This window comes from Pseudomonas sp. ZY71 (assembly GCF_036542145.1).
In the GTDB taxonomy this organism is placed as follows: Bacteria; Pseudomonadota; Gammaproteobacteria; order Pseudomonadales; family Pseudomonadaceae; genus Aquipseudomonas; species Aquipseudomonas koreensis_A.
The window spans coordinates 3,384,319-3,399,588 of record NZ_CP144274.1 but is presented as its reverse complement, the minus strand read 5'-3'; the positions used below and the strand labels follow the sequence as shown (position 1 = coordinate 3,399,588).

Sequence of the window (15,270 nt, the reverse complement as noted above, 5' to 3'; positions counted from 1 at the left end):
CGTCTTCTGCTTACAGGCCGGAGAGGCCGAGGGCGGGATCGATGCCATCCAATGCGTCGGCCAGAGCCTGGGCCTTGTCGGCGATCTGCTTGCGTTGTTCGCCGCTGATGGCGTCGTAACTGGCGTAGCCGTCCTTGATCTTGTAGGTATCGAGTTCGCTGTCGAAATCCGCCAGTGCCTTGTCGATGTTCGGCAACAGCTCGGCCGCCGACTTGCTCAGCATTGGCCGCAGCAGGTCGACGACTTTGTGTGCGGTTTGCGCGTTGGCAGCGAAACCGTTGAGGTCGCTGTGGCTGTAGCGTTCTTCTTCACCGCTGGCGGCGCGCACGTCGGCCAGGGTGTTGAGGTTGCGCACGACGATGTTGACCAGTTGCTCCGGTGGCAGGCTCTGCGCGAGCAGTTGTTGTTTGAGCGTGGTGACATCGCTGAGCAAGCGCTGGGCGACCGGCGTCAGTTCGTCGAGTTTGCGTTGCTGGAACAGGGCGTATTCGACGCGGTGGAAGCCGACGAACGCCGGATCCTGCTCGCGTTTTTCGAAATAATCGGCGCGGGCGTTGATGCTGTTGTCCAGTTCGGCCAAGCGTTGCGCGGCAGGGGCCAGACGTTGATAAGCCGCACGTGCCGGCAGGTACAGCGCCTGCGCCTGGCTCAGATCGCCACTTTCGATGGCTTGATTGAGTGCCGTCACAGCTTTGATCAGCGCGCTGCTTTGGCTGGCCAGGTACACGCGGAATTCCGACAGCGGCCCGACGAAAGCGACCATCGACGGTTTGGCCTTTGCGGCAGCATCAGAAGCGGCCGTCGGCGTCACGTGCAGCGTGCCGCGCGGGTTGCTCAGCAGGCCGCAGGTGATCGCGTAATCGCCGGGCTGCAGATTGGCATTGATGACCTGACTCAGGCCCGGCGCGATGTTTTCGCGCTCCTCAACGACGAGCACGCCGTCGAGGATTTCCCATTCCACGGCCCGCTCGGAGCGGTTGACGATGCGGAAACTGGCGCGGCCGGCCGGAACCGTCAGCGCGTTCGGCTCGCAACTGCCCGGATGAATGTTCACCACCACTTCATCGTGATTGTGCTGACGCTTGGCCGCAGCCATTTTCGAGGCGTAATAAAACAGACCACCGGCGGCGATCATCACCACCACCGAACCGGCCACCGCCCAGCGCAAGGCGCGGGGAGGGGAGGCCTGAGGAGAGTTAGGCTTTGACATGAATGCCCTTATTGGCTGGAAACGGAAGACGATTGTGCGGAGGGCTTCGGCGCCGGGTAAAAGAACATCATCAGCGCCACCAGCAGATAGATCAGATACGCCCCAAGGGTGCTGACAGTCGGCGCATCCTGATAACCGAACATGCCGGCCAGCACAGAGCCCAACGGGCCATCCATTGGCAGCGTCGCGCTGAAGTCGAACAGCACGGTTTGCAGGTGATTCCACAGCCCGGCTTCATGCAGCGCTTGCATCGAGTTGGCAAGAATCCCGGCGGCGACCACCAGAATGAACAGGCCGGTCCACTTGAAGAACGCCGAAAGATTGAGGCGCATGCTGCCGCTGTAGATCAGGAAACCGACGATGATCGCCAGAATCAACCCGAGCAGGGCACCGATGGGCGCGCCCGGGCCTTCGCTTTGCTGGAACACCGCAAGCAGGAAAAAAACCGTCTCCAGGCCTTCACGGGCGACGGCGAAAAAGACCATCGCGATCAAGGCGATCACTTGGTGCTTCGAAGAAGTCAGCGCCTGATCCAACGAGGCTTGCAGCGAATGCTTGATCGAACGCGCGACCTTGCGCATCCAGAACACCATCGAACTGAGTATGCCCACGGCCACCAGGCCGACGATACCTTCGAACAGCTCCTGCTGCTTTTGCGGGAATTCGGCACTGACCAGTTCCAGACCACCGCCGACCAGCAGGGCGAGGGCGGCGGCGAGGAACACGCCGATCCACACGGCGGGCATCCATTGACCACGGCCGGTTTGCTGGAGGTAACTGGCGATAATGCCAACGATCAGCGCGGCTTCAATGCCTTCGCGCAGCATGATCAGGAAGGGAACGAGCATTCGGTATCCAACAAGTCATTCGAAGAGGTTACAAGTTGTAACATAATGAAAGTCATTCTCACATGACATTGATTGACATAAACCTGAACACAAGCTGAACAACCTGTTTTTTGCCCCAGCACAGAACCCTGTGGGAGCGAGCCTGCTCGCGATGGCGTCGTGTCAGTCAGCGCTGATTTTTCAGACCCACCGCTATCGCGAGCAGGCGAAGGCCTACAGGGGGTTCGTGTTGAATTCGCCACCTGCGGTAAGATGCCCACCACTCAAAAACAACAAGGTTCACCGCGCTCCATGTCGGAAAAAGACACCATCGCCGTTCAACTGGTGCGTGAAGCGCTGCTGCAAAGTTGTGCCCCGGGCGTGGCCACGGAAGAAGCCTTGAACAAGGTCGGGATCGATCCGGCGTTGCTGCAAACCGAGCACGGCCGGGTGCCGGCGTCGCAATACGCCAGACTCTGGCGCCTGCTGGCCCGACGCGGTGATGACGAGTTCTTCGGCATGGACCCGCGCAAGCTCAAGTCCGGCAGCCTTGAATTCCTCTGTCGCAGTGCGATGGCGCAACCGACACTCGCAGCGGGTTTGAGCACGGGGTTGAGTTTTCTCTCACTGATGCTGGAGCGCATGCCGGCGCAACTGGTGCATCAGCAAAGTCTGGCGGAAATCGTCTTGCTCGAAGACGACCCCGAACCACGCCGCGCCTTCAGCTATTTCACCTACTGGATGATTGTCCACGGCGTAGCCTGCTGGCTGGCCGGGCGACGCATTCCGATTCTGGCCATCGAACTGCGCTGTCCCGAGCCGGAATTCACCGATGACTATCGGGTGATGTTCTCGGAAAACCTGCGTTTTGATCGGCCTCGTACGCGGATGATCTTCTCGGCGGATTGCCTCGATCTGCCGATCAAGCGCACCGCCGAGGAATTGAAGCGCTTTCTCGCCCACGCCCCGGCCAACATTCTGGTGAAGTACCGCGATCCGGAGAGTCTTGCCAGTCGGATCAAGCAGGATTTGCGGCAACTGCCGGCCGAGCAGTGGCCGGAAACCGAAGCGTTGGCCCAGCAACTGTGTATGTCCGCTTCGACGTTGCGCCGGCGCCTGGCGGAGGAAGGGCAGACCTATCAAGGCCTCAAGGACAGTGTGCGCAAGGAGTTGGCCATTGTCTGGCTGGCGGAACCTTCGATCAGTTTTGTCGAGATCGCCAGTCGATTGGGGTTTGCCGATGCGAGTTCGTTCTACAAGGCGTTTCGCAAGTGGTCGGGGTCGAATCCTGGGCATTACCGTACGCTGATTTTGAATGAGGTTGTCTGATCTGGCGCTATCGCGAGCAGGCTCACTCCTACATTTGAAATGCGTTCCCCTGTAGGAGTGAGCCTGCTCGCGAAAGCGCCAGTCTATGCAACAAAAAAATTGAGGCATGGCCAAACCAGTCAGCCACATTGGTAGCTTTGACCATTGCCCCAGTCCCCGCACAGCGCGACTATCCCCCTGTTGTTTACGCTTCCCAGCCTAATAAAAAACAGAGGGATTCTGGCAATGCGCGATTACTTGTCTGCCACCGCACAGTTCAACTATCAGCACACCGTGAATGCCGCGCTCAGCGGTACGCTTGCGGCGCTTAACGCCTGCGTCGAGTGCTGCGACCGCCATGCCTTGCCGGGGCGCATTGCGCTGTTCTGGGAAGGCCGCGATGGCGCCAGCGCGACGTACACGTTCAGCGAGCTGCAGGACAAAGCCGCGCGTTTCGCCAATTTCCTTCTCGCCCAAGGCGTGCAGAAAGGTGACAAGGTCGCCGGGCTGTTGCCGCGCAACGTCGAATTGCTCATCACCGTGTTGGCCACCTGGCGCATTGGCGCGGTGTATCAGCCGCTGTTCACCGCGTTCGGCCCGAAAGCCCTCGAACATCGCCTGAACAGTTCCGGCGCCAAAGTCGTGGTCACCGACGCGGTCAACCGGCCGAAACTCGCTGAAGTCGCCGATTGCCCGACCCTCGTCACCGTCGGCGGCGCTAAAGGCCAGGGCATTGTCCGTGGCGATTTCAGTTTCTGGGCTGAACTGGCCAACTATTCCAATGTGTGCGAACCGGTACTGTTGACCGGTGAAGCCCCGTTCCTGCTGATGTTCACCTCGGGCACCACCGGCCCCTCGAAAGCGCTGTCGGTGCCACTCAAAGCCATTGTCGCCTTCCAGAGTTACACCCGTGACGCCGTCGATCTGCGCCCGGAAGATTCATTCTGGAACGTCGCCGATCCGGGCTGGGCTTACGGCATCTATTTCGGCGTGACCGGGCCGTTGTCTATGGGCCATCCGATCACCTTCTACGATGGCCCGTTCACTCTCGAAAGCACCTGCCGGGTGATCAACAAATACGGCATCACCAATCTCACCGGATCGCCAACGGCTTATCGCTTGCTGATCGCTGGCGGTGACGAGTTCGCCAAGTCGATCAAAGGCAAACTGCGCATCGTCAGCAGTGCCGGCGAGCCGCTGAACCCGGAGGTGATCCGTTGGTTTGCCGACAACCTCAACGTGGTGATCCACGACCATTACGGTCAGACCGAGCTGGGCATGGTGCTGTGCAACCACCACGGTCTCGACCACGCGGTTCATGTCGGCGCCGCCGGTTTCGCATCGCCGGGCCACCGTATAGTCGTACTCGACGAGCAGTACAACGAACTCGGTGTCGGCCAGCCGGGCATCCTCGCCATCGACCGGCCGCAATCGCCGATGTGCTGGTTCGGCGGTTACGAAGGCGCGCCGACCAAAGCCTTCGTCGGTGATTACTACCTCAGCGGCGACACCGTCGAATGGAACCCAGACGGCAGCATCAGTTTCGTCGGCCGCAGCGATGACGTCATCACCACGTCCGGCTACCGCGTCGGCCCGTTCGACGTGGAAAGCGCGCTGATCGAACACCCCGCGGTGGTCGAAGCAGCGGTGGTCGGCAAACCCGATCCGGAACGCACCGAACTGGTCAAAGCCTTCGTCGTGCTGAGTGCGCAATACCGCGCCGCGCCGGAGCTGGCCGAAGAGCTGCGCCAACACGTACGCAAGCGTCTGGCCGCGCATTCGTACCCGCGTGAAATCGAATTTGTCAGCGAATTGCCCAAGACCCCGAGTGGCAAATTGCAGCGCTTTATCTTGCGCAACCAGGAAATCGCCAAGGCTCAAGAGGCCGCGGCGCATAACGTTTCAGCTTGAATCAGGAAATACCGTCATGCAGATCGAGAACAAGGTTTTTATCGTCACCGGCGGCGCCTCCGGCCTCGGTGCGGCTACCGCTGAATTGCTGGTGAGTGCCGGCGCCAAAGTGATGCTGGTGGACATGAACGCCGAAGCTGTCGCCGCACAGGCTCAGCGTTTGGGCGCGCAAAGCGTGGTTGCCGATATCAGCAACGAAGCCGCTGCCGAAGCCGCCGTGCAGGCGACCGTCAAAGCCTTTGGCAGCCTCAATGGTCTGGTCAACTGCGCCGGCATCGTGCGTGGCGAGAAGATCCTCGGCAAGAACGGCCCGCATGCTCTGAGCAGCTTTGCTCAGGTGATCAACGTCAACCTGATCGGCAGCTTCAATATGCTGCGTCTGGCTGCTGCGGCGATTGCCGAATCCGAGGCCAACGCAGATGGCGAGCGTGGCGTGATCATTAACACCGCGTCGGTCGCAGCGTTCGACGGCCAGATCGGCCAGGCAGCGTATTCCGCCTCTAAGGGTGCGATCGTCAGCCTGACCCTGCCGGCCGCCCGCGAACTGGCGCGCTTCGGCATCCGCGTGATGACCATCGCCCCAGGTATTTTCGAAACCCCGATGATGGCCGGCATGACCCCGGAAGTCCGTGATTCGCTGGCCGCCGGCGTGCCGTTCCCGCCGCGTCTGGGCAAGCCTGCCGAGTACGCCGCACTGGTTCGGCATATCATCGAAAACAGCATGCTCAACGGCGAGGTGATCCGTCTCGACGGCGCCTTGCGCATGGCCGCCAAGTAAGGAGGATTTGTCATGACTATTTCCAACGATCCGATTGTTATCGTCAGCGCCGTGCGCACGCCAATGGGCGGTTTTCAGGGCGAACTGAAAAGCCTCACCGCACCGCAACTCGGTGCTGCGGCGATCAAGGCTGCGGTTGAGCGCGCCGGTGTCGCCAGCGACTCGGTCGATGAAGTGCTGTTCGGTTGCGTACTGCCTGCCGGCCTTGGTCAAGCACCTGCACGCCAAGCGGCATTGGGCGCCGGGCTGGATAAATCGACCCGTTGCACCACGGTCAACAAGATGTGCGGCTCGGGCATGGAAACAACCATTCTCGCTCACGACATGCTGATCGCTGGCAGTGCCGACGTGGTGATTGCCGGTGGCATGGAAAGCATGTCCAACTCACCGTATCTGCTGGATCGCGCGCGCGCCGGTTACCGCATGGGCCATGGCCGCGTGCTTGACTCGATGTTCCTCGACGGCCTCGAAGACGCTTACGACAAAGGCCGCTTGATGGGCACCTTCGCCGAGGATTGCGCCGAGACCAACCACTTCAGCCGTGAAGCGCAAGACGCCTTTGCCATCACCTCGACCACCCGCGCGCAGCAGGCGATCAAGGACGGCAGCTTCAAGGACGAGATCGTCCCGCTGACCGTGACCGTCGGCAAAGAGCAGGTGCTGATCAGCCATGACGAGCAACCGCCGAAAGCCAAACTGGACAAGATCGCCTCGCTGAAACCGGCGTTCCGCGAAGGCGGCACGGTGACAGCGGCGAACTCCAGTTCGATTTCTGACGGCGCGGCGGCGCTGGTGCTGATGCGTCAGTCGCAGGCGCAAAAACTCGGGCTGACACCGCTGGCCGTAATTCATGGCCACGCCGCGTTCGCTGATACCCCGGGCCTGTTCCCGGTGGCGCCGATTGGTGCGATCAAGAAACTGATCAAGAAAACCGGTTGGTCGTTGGGTGATGTTGATCTGTTTGAAGTCAACGAGGCGTTTGCCGTGGTCGGCATGGCGGCGATGACGCATCTGGAAATCCCCCATGACAAGTTGAATGTGCATGGCGGTGCTTGTGCTTTGGGTCATCCGATCGGTGCGTCGGGGGCGCGGATTCTGGTGACGTTGCTGTCGGCGCTGCGCCAGAAGAAGCTCAAACGCGGTATCGCGGCGATCTGCATTGGCGGCGGCGAAGCCACGGCCATGGCTGTGGAATGCGTTTACTGAGCCCAACACCAATCCCCTTGTAGGAGTGAGCCTGCTCGCGATAGCGTCTTTTCAGTCAATAATGATCTGTCTGATCCACCGCTATCGCGAGCAGGCTCACTCCTACAGGGAAAGCGGTGCGACTGACATTTAAGGATTCACCATGATTCCCAACGAAGACCAAACCCAGATCCGCGACATGGCCCGGCAGTTTGCCGAGGAACGCCTGAAACCGTTCGCCGCCGAGTGGGATCGCGAGCACCGTTTCCCCAAGGAAGCCATCAGCCAAATGGCTGAGTTGGGCTTCTTCGGCATGCTCGTGCCGGAGCAGTGGGGCGGTTGCGACACCGGTTATCTGGCCTACGCCATGGCCCTGGAAGAAATCGCCGCCGGCGATGGTGCCTGCTCGACGATCATGAGCGTGCACAACTCGGTCGGCTGCGTGCCGATCCTCAAGTTCGGCAACGACGATCAGCGTGAACGCTTTCTCAAACCGCTGGCCAGCGGCGCCATGCTCGGCGCATTTGCATTGACCGAACCGCAGGCCGGTTCTGACGCCAGCAGCCTGAAAACCCGTGCACGGCTGGAAGGTGATCACTATGTGCTGAATGGCTGCAAACAGTTCATCACCTCAGGGCAAAACGCCGGGATCGTGATTGTGTTTGCGGTGACCGATCCGAGTGCCGGCAAACGCGGCATCACTGCGTTTATCGTGCCGACGGATTCACCGGGTTATAAAGTCGCTCGCGTCGAAGACAAGCTCGGTCAACACGCGTCCGACACCTGCCAGATTCTCTTCGAAGACGTCAAAGTGCCGGTGGCCAACCGTTTGGGCGAGGAGGGCGAAGGCTACAAAATCGCCCTGGCCAACCTTGAAGGTGGCCGCGTCGGCATCGCTTCGCAATCGGTGGGCATGGCCCGCGCGGCGTTCGAAGCGGCGCGCGATTACGCCCGTGAGCGCGACACCTTCGGCAAACCAATTATTGAACATCAGGCCGTGGCATTCCGCTTGGCCGACATGGCCACGCAGATCGCCGTCGCCCGGCAGATGGTGCATTACGCCGCCGCCCTGCGTGACAGCGGTCAACCGGCACTGGTCGAGGCCTCCATGGCGAAACTGTTCGCTTCGGAAATGGCCGAAAAGGTCTGTTCGATGGCGTTGCAAACTCTCGGCGGTTACGGTTACCTCAACGACTTCCCGCTGGAGCGCATCTACCGCGACGTACGCGTCTGCCAAATCTACGAAGGCACCAGCGATATTCAGCGCATGGTCATTTCGCGCAATCTTTAAGAAGGAATTTGTTTATGACTTACGAAACCATTCTGCTCGAAACACACGGCCGCGTTGGCCTGATCACCCTCAACCGCCCGCAGGCGTTGAATGCGCTGAATGCGCAACTGGTCCGTGAAGTGAACCAGGCCCTTGATGCGCTGGAAGCCGATGCGAACATCGGTTGTATCGTCATCACTGGCTCGAAAAAAGCCTTCGCCGCCGGCGCCGACATCAAGGAAATGGCCGAGCTGACTTACCCGCAGATCTACATGGATGACTTGTTCAGTGACAGCGATCGCGTGGCCAATCGCCGTAAGCCGATCATTGCCGCCGTTAACGGTTTCGCCCTTGGCGGTGGTTGTGAACTGGCGTTGATGTGCGACTTTATTCTGGCCGGTGATAACGCGAAGTTTGGCCAACCGGAAATCAACCTTGGTGTGTTACCGGGCATGGGCGGCACCCAGCGCCTGACCCGCGCCGTCGGTAAAGCCAAGGCCATGGAGATGTGCCTGAGCGGGCGTTTGATTGATGCGGTGGAGGCTGAGCGTTGCGGCATCGTTGCGCGGATTGTGCCGAGCGATGAGTTGCTGGACGAAGCGCTGAAGGTTGCTGCCGTGATTGCCAGCAAGTCGCTGCCGATTGCGATGATGATCAAGGAGAGCGTGAATCGTGCCTTTGAAGTGAACCTGACGGAAGGCGTGCGTTTCGAGCGTCGGGTGTTCCATGCGGCGTTTGCCACGCAGGATCAGAAGGAAGGGATGGCGGCGTTTATTGCCAAGCGTGAGGCTGCGTTCAAAGGCAAGTAATGCGTCTAAAGCGAAAAGCCCCTCACCCTGACCCTCTCCCGGAGGGAGAGGGGACTGATTGGGGGATGCTTGGAATGTACGCCGACCTGATCCTGCTTTAGCGAATCCATAATCGACCCGGTCTTTCAGGTCGATGTATGACGCCAGACACCTCGGTCAGCTCCCTCTCCCTCTGGGAGAGGGCTGGGGTGAGGGAAAGGGGCCAACACCATTACAACTGATAGTTCTTCAGCTCCCGCGCAATCACCATCCGCTGGATCTCCCACATGAGGTTATCGGCGTTCACAAGATCTGTGTTCGCTGGAGATCTCTGTGGGAGCGAGCTTGCTCGCGAAGCTTTTAAGGCTTGATGTACATCAAAATCAAAAGCCCCTCACCCTAACCCTCTCCCGGAGGGAGAGGGGACTGATTGGGGGATGCTTTAGATGTACGTCGACCTGAAAGAGCTTTACTGAATCCTTAATTGACCTGGTTTATCCAATCCATAATCGACCCGGTCTTTCAGGTCGATGCAGGACGCCAGACACCTCGGTCAGCTCCCTCTGGGAGAGGGGACTGATTGGGGGATATTGATGATCTGCGCCGACCTGATTCTGATTTAGCGAATCCATAATCGACCTGTTCTTTCAGGTCGATGTATAACGCCAGACACCTCACCCCAGCCCTCTCCCTCCGGGAGAGGGCTGGGGTGAGGGAAAGGGGCCAACACCATTACAACTGATAGTTCTTCAGCTCCCGCGCAATCACCATCCGCTGGATCTCGCTCGAGCCTTCATAGATCTGGGTGATCCGCGCATCGCGGTAGTACTTCTCGACCGGATAATCCTCCAGATACCCATACCCGCCATGAATCTGAATCGCCGACGAACACACCTTCTCGGCCATTTCCGACGCAAACAGCTTGGCCTGCGAGGCCTCGGACAAACACGGCTTGCCCGCCGTCCGCAGTCGCGCCGCATGCAGAATCATCAGCCGCGCCGCATTGATCTGCATGTGCATGTCGGCCAGCAGGTTGGCAATGCTCTGGTGCTCATTGATCGGTTTGCCGAACTGAATACGGTCACGCGAATACACCAGCGCCGCTTCAAACGCCGCCCGAGCGATGCCCAAAGCCTGCGCGGCGATACCGATGCGTCCGCCTTCAAGGTTGGACAGCGCAATCGCCAGACCTTTGCCGCGTTCACCGAGCAGGTTGGCCTCGGGAATGCTGCAGTTGTTCAGCGTCACCGCGCAGGTATCAGAAGCGCGGATGCCCATCTTGTGTTCAGTACGATCAACGATGAAGCCCGGGGTATCGGTCGGTACCAGAAACGCCGAAATACCTTTCTTGCCCAGATCCGGATCCGTCACCGCAAACACGATCGCCAGCTTCGCCCGTTTGCCGTTGCTGACAAATTGCTTGGCGCCGTTGATCACCCACTGGCTGTCACGCAGTTCGGCGCGGGTGCGCAGGTTGTGCGCTTCGGAACCAGCCTGCGGTTCGGTCAGGCAGAAGCAGCCGATGGTTTGCCCGCTGGCCAGATCCGCCAGCCAGGTCTGTTTCTGTGCTTCGCTGCCGTAATTGAGCACCGGGCCGCAGCCGACCGAGTTGTGGATGCTCATGAATGCGCCGGTCGCGCCGTCACCGGCGGAAATCTCTTCCACGGCCAAGGCGTAGGCCACGTAATCGACGTAAGTGCCACCCCATTCCTCGGGCACCACCATGCCGAGCAAACCGAGTTCGCCCATCTTCGCGACGAGAGCGTCATCGATCCAGCCAGCCTTTTCCCAGGCCTGCGCGTGGGGTGCGATTTCACCACGGGCAAAGTCCCGGGCCATGTCGCGGATCATTACTTGTTCTTCAGTCAATTCGAGATCGTGCATGGCTCAGCTCCCGCTCTCATCAAAGCCTTGGAAGAAACTCGCGACATGCTCTGCGTTCAGCGCAGCGAGGGTCGGCGGGTTCCAGCGCGGTGTCTTGTCTTTATCGATCAGCAGGGCGCGTACGCCTTCGATCAGGTCGCCACGGGTGAACCACTGACGATCCAGATGCAGCTCCAGAGCGAAGCAATGTTCCAGGCTCAAGTGGCGGCCACGACGCAGCATCTCCAGCGTAACGGCCATGGCCAGCGGCGAGCGGGTTTCCAGCAGGTCAGCGGTGGTGGTCGCCCACTCATGACTGTCGGCGACGGTCACCGCGCGCAATTGCTCGACCATGCTCGGCACGTCCGGCAGGGCGAAAAAGTGATCGATGGCCGGGCGCAAGGTCTCAAGTGGCGCATCGGGCAAGGTCTGCACGGCGTGTTTGGCCAGCAGGTTCTGCAGCGCCTTGAGCGGCGTGTCCTGCCATTCCATCTGGTCGAGTTTTTCGTCGAGCAGCGCCAGTTTGCTGCTGTCCAGATACCAGTCGGCGAGGCCGCAATACAGCGCATCGGCCGCACGGATCTGCACGCCACTGACCCCCAGATAAATCCCCAGCTCACCGGGAATACGCGGCAGGAAATAGCTGCCGCCGACATCCGGGAAATAACCGATGGCCACTTCCGGCATCGCCAGGCGGCTCCTCTCGGTGACCACGCGCAGATCGGCGCCTTGCACCAGGCCCATGCCGCCGCCGAGGACAAAACCGTCCATCAGCGCCAACACGGGTTTGCGGTAGTGATGAATCGTCAGGTCGAGGGCGTATTCCTCGACAAAGAAATCTTCGTGCAGCGTATCGCCGCTTTTGAAACTGTCGTACAGCGAACGAATGTCGCCGCCGGCGCAGAAGGCTTTTTCACCGGCACCGCGCAGCACAACGGCGTGGACATCGGCGTCAGTTGCCCAGGCATCGAGTTGCTGTTGCAGCAAACGCACCATGTCGAGGGTGATGGCATTGAGACCGGCGGGGCGGTTGAGGGTCAGGTGACCGATGTGGTTGCGAACGTCGGCCAGCACTTCGTGTTGCGTGGCATCCATGGACGGTGTCCGCTGGGATGAAGCCTGAGCTGTCATCAGTAACTCCCTGCTTTTATTGTCTTTATTCGAGAAGCTCGCGCGCGAGCGTTACCGGATCGTAACAGTGCAAATTTGCCGTGTACAACCGGGATATTCGCAGGGGGAGTTTGCGTTTTTACCTTGGTCGAAAATGTGCGCGCTCATGTAGGAGCTGCCGCAGGCTGCGATCTTTTGACTTTGATTTTAAAGATCAAAAGATCGCAGCCTGCGGCAGCTCCTACACGGAGTCAGCGGAAGGTTTGGGTAATGCTGCGGCGTTTTGCGTGAAGTTCACTGGCGTGGATCAACTGTTCCAGATCCTCGGGGGTGATGTCGATGAACGCCTCCATATCCGCCAGCGCCAGTTTGAGGTCTTCGGCGGTGATCGCGAGACTGTCGACGGGCGCAACGATCGGCGCCGGTTCAGCCGCGCGTTTCGGGTAACGAATCCGCGTCAGGTTGTTGTAGGCGAGTGCACTGAGCAGCATGCACGCCGCGCCGAGCATCACCGGTTCCATGGCTTTCCAGTCCAGGGCGATGGTCGCCGGATCGGCTAGCACCAACGTCAGGGCCAAGGCGCCAGCGGGCGGATGCAGGCAACGCAGCCAGCACATCAGAATCAGCGCCATGCCCGCCGCCAGACAGGCGCTGCCGAGCGTGCGCCCGAGCACATGGGCCACCAGCAACGCCACAACGCCGGCACACAAGTAGCCGCCCAGAATCGACCACGGCTGGGCGAGGGCTCCGGACGACACGGCGAACAGCAACACCGCCGACGCCCCCAGCGGGCCGATCAAGTGATAGGCGACTTCATGGCCAAACACCTGCGCGCACAACCACACACTGAACAATGTGCCCAGGGCCATGCCGATGGCGGCGCGGCTCCATTCGGTCGGGCGGGTATTGATGGCGGCGGGCAACCAGCGAGCGAGCATGTGAATCCGATCCTTGCAGCAAATTCGAGGCAAAAAAAAGGACTTGTCCGGCATATCCGGAAAGCCCTCGAAGCGTTCCAACATTGGGGGAGGAACGTGCACAGTTTGCCGATCAATCTCGATGCTGACAAATTCATATTAATGCAGCTTTAGTGCATTAATTTTGAATTGAAGCGGCGCGACGGCCACTGACGAAGCACAAGTAGCCGCCCACAGCCGCCAGTGCGCTCAGGGCATAGAACATGCTCGGCGCCGGTGTGTGCATCAGCAGAAATCCGCACATGACCGGACTGGCCGCACCGCCCAGCGCCGCCAGGTTCTGCGCGCCGTAATAGCTGCCGCGCAGGTCTTCCGGGGCCAATGTGTCGACAAACAAAAAGTCGGCCGGGTAAATGATCATCTCGCCCAAGGTGAAGATGAACATCGCCACGCACCAACCGACCAGGCTGTCGGCCAGACTGAAGCCGATCAGACCGATGATGAACAATGCGGTGCCCCCGGCGATCCAGTAGCGCAGGTGCTCACGGGTGAGTAATCGACCGACTTGGTACTGCAACACAATCACCGTGATCGCGTTGCAGGCGAGCAGGGCGGCCATGTTGTCCAGCGTCTGTTGCTGGGTGTGGGTGACCAGCAGGTATTGCGACAGGTACAGGGTGAAGCGCCCGTGCACCAGCGTGCTGAGCAGGCAACCCAAAGTGAACAGGATCATCGTGCGGTCGTTTTTCAGGATGATCAGGGTTTTCAGAAAGCTTTGTGGCTGAGCGACCGCGGCGACCGGGCTCACTTCGCGCGCGGCACCGAACAGCAGAAAAATGCTGCCGATGGCAATCGCGCCCGCGACGATAAACGGCGCTGACGGCTGAACGCCGGCAATCACCACGCCGATCATCGGGCCGACGGCGTAACCGATGTTGGTCAGCGTGTAGTTCAGGGAAAACGCCTTGACCCGCTGGCCCACCGGCAGGTTTTCACTGAGGATGGCTTTGGAGCAAATCAGGAACAGCGCCGACGCCGTTTCGCTGATGATCAGCACCAGGGTGACCAGATACAGGTTCTGCGCGAAGGTCAGCAGGATCAGGCCGATGCCGCTGGAGAGCATGGTCAGGATCAGCAACTGGCGTTTGTCGAGCCGATCGATGATGTAACCACCGTACAACGATAACAGCGTGGCACTGAACACCGCGATCCCCAGAAGCAGACCGACGTCTTGCGGGTTGAGGCCGAGCTTGTTGCTGAGGAACAGCGTCAGTAGCGGGCTGATCAGCGCACGGCTGATGACGACGGTCAGTGAACTGATCATCAACCGGCGGATGAGGCGCGAGTAGGTGGCCACGAAGGGTCAATGTCCTTATTTCAAATACTTGGCGGGCGTGCGTCATCCTTACCGGGCAATCATCACCGGTCAAGCTGCCACAACACTATTCCCCTGTAGGAGTGAGCCTGCTCGCGATAGCGGTAGATCTGCCAATGAAGTGTTGAATGTGCAGACGCTATCGCGAGCAGGCTCACTCCTACAGGGGATTTGTGTTGTCTTCAGGAAAGGGGCAGGCGCATGGCACAGCGACGTTCCGGGGGAAAGCCGTGGGTGATTTCGGCTTGCAGCGCATCGCGTAAATGGCGATCAGCTTGCGCAAGCGTCAGCTCGACAAATCCCATCCGTTGATAAAACGGTGCATTCCACGGCAGGTCGCGGAATGTGGTCAGCGTCACTGAGTTCAACCGTATCGCGCGCGCTTGTTCAATGACTGCCGCAACCAGTGCGCGACCCGTGCCTTGTCCTTGAAAAGCCTGACTGACGGATAGCTCCTCGATGTGCAGGTGCTGATCGATGTCGACAGCACGAACAAATCCAGTCAGTTGCCCTTCGCTGTTTTCAGCAACCCACACGTATGCCTGTTCGATGGCCTGCCGATGTCGGGCAGCATCGGGCACCTCGGCATCAGCCAGCCACGCCAACGGCGGATCAAGACGAAACAATTGCGCTGCCGAACGCTCGATCGCGGGGAGGGCTGCCGCGTCAGCAAGGCTGGCGCGGCGTACGTCGAAAGTCATGTTGAGGTGCATCCTGCCGGTCAAGAG

Annotated in this window: 13 protein-coding genes; 6 read left to right on the top strand and 7 right to left on the bottom strand. The window is 59.9% G+C overall.

Going from position 1 to position 15,270, the window contains the following annotated elements:
• Nucleotides 1-10 precede the first annotated feature (10 nt).
• Nucleotides 11-1,210 (bottom strand): iron uptake system protein EfeO, encoded by a 1,200-nt coding sequence (efeO, locus tag VY732_RS15020; RefSeq protein WP_331691090.1) that lies wholly within the window; start codon nt 1,208-1,210, stop codon nt 11-13.
• A gap of 8 nt (nt 1,211-1,218) precedes the next feature.
• Nucleotides 1,219-2,058, bottom strand: a complete 840-nt coding sequence (gene efeU, locus VY732_RS15015) for an iron uptake transporter permease EfeU (protein WP_123594525.1) — start codon at nt 2,056-2,058, stop codon at nt 1,219-1,221.
• A 291-nt stretch (nt 2,059-2,349) separates the two neighbouring features.
• Between efeU and VY732_RS15010 the strand changes: the two genes are divergently transcribed.
• The 6 genes from VY732_RS15010 to VY732_RS14985 all read left to right on the top strand — a co-directional run bounded on the left by VY732_RS15010 (nt 2,350) and on the right by VY732_RS14985 (nt 9,298).
• Nucleotides 2,350-3,366: an AraC family transcriptional regulator gene (locus VY732_RS15010; RefSeq protein WP_331691089.1), complete on the top strand. Its 1,017-nt coding sequence runs from the start codon at nt 2,350-2,352 to the stop codon at nt 3,364-3,366.
• Nucleotides 3,367-3,591: 225 nt separating this feature from the next.
• Nucleotides 3,592-5,256 (top strand): AMP-binding protein, encoded by a 1,665-nt coding sequence (locus VY732_RS15005; protein WP_331691088.1) that lies wholly within the window; start codon nt 3,592-3,594, stop codon nt 5,254-5,256.
• Nucleotides 5,257-5,272: 16 nt separating this feature from the next.
• The gene (locus tag VY732_RS15000; protein WP_150792682.1) at nt 5,273-6,034 is read left to right on the top strand and encodes an SDR family NAD(P)-dependent oxidoreductase; all 762 of its coding nucleotides are present in this window, start codon (nt 5,273-5,275) and stop codon (nt 6,032-6,034) included.
• 12 nt (nt 6,035-6,046) lie between these two features.
• Nucleotides 6,047-7,240, top strand: a complete 1,194-nt coding sequence (locus tag VY732_RS14995) for an acetyl-CoA C-acyltransferase (RefSeq protein WP_331691087.1) — start codon at nt 6,047-6,049, stop codon at nt 7,238-7,240.
• A gap of 142 nt (nt 7,241-7,382) precedes the next feature.
• Nucleotides 7,383-8,510 (top strand): acyl-CoA dehydrogenase, encoded by a 1,128-nt coding sequence (locus VY732_RS14990; protein ID WP_331691086.1) that lies wholly within the window; start codon nt 7,383-7,385, stop codon nt 8,508-8,510.
• A 14-nt stretch (nt 8,511-8,524) separates the two neighbouring features.
• Nucleotides 8,525-9,298, top strand: a complete 774-nt coding sequence (locus tag VY732_RS14985; protein ID WP_331691085.1) for an enoyl-CoA hydratase — start codon at nt 8,525-8,527, stop codon at nt 9,296-9,298.
• A gap of 711 nt (nt 9,299-10,009) precedes the next feature.
• On the opposite strand, the gene VY732_RS14980 is transcribed toward VY732_RS14985, so the two are convergent.
• From VY732_RS14980 to VY732_RS14960, 5 genes are all read right to left on the bottom strand, one after another.
• Nucleotides 10,010-11,161, bottom strand: coding sequence for an acyl-CoA dehydrogenase family protein (locus tag VY732_RS14980; protein ID WP_331691084.1), 1,152 nt, complete (start codon nt 11,159-11,161; stop codon nt 10,010-10,012).
• Nucleotides 11,162-11,164: 3 nt separating this feature from the next.
• On the bottom strand, nt 11,165-12,271 hold the full coding sequence (locus VY732_RS14975; RefSeq protein WP_331691083.1) for an enoyl-CoA hydratase/isomerase family protein: 1,107 nt from the start codon (nt 12,269-12,271) through the stop codon (nt 11,165-11,167).
• Nucleotides 12,272-12,501: 230 nt separating this feature from the next.
• Nucleotides 12,502-13,188: an HPP family protein gene (locus VY732_RS14970; protein ID WP_331691082.1), complete on the bottom strand. Its 687-nt coding sequence runs from the start codon at nt 13,186-13,188 to the stop codon at nt 12,502-12,504.
• 157 nt (nt 13,189-13,345) lie between these two features.
• Complete coding sequence (locus VY732_RS14965; protein WP_331691081.1) at nt 13,346-14,524, bottom strand: MFS transporter; 1,179 nt, start codon at nt 14,522-14,524, stop codon at nt 13,346-13,348.
• Nucleotides 14,525-14,724: 200 nt separating this feature from the next.
• Nucleotides 14,725-15,243: a GNAT family N-acetyltransferase gene (locus tag VY732_RS14960; RefSeq protein WP_137216967.1), complete on the bottom strand. Its 519-nt coding sequence runs from the start codon at nt 15,241-15,243 to the stop codon at nt 14,725-14,727.
• Between the last annotated feature and the right edge of the window lie 27 nt (nt 15,244-15,270).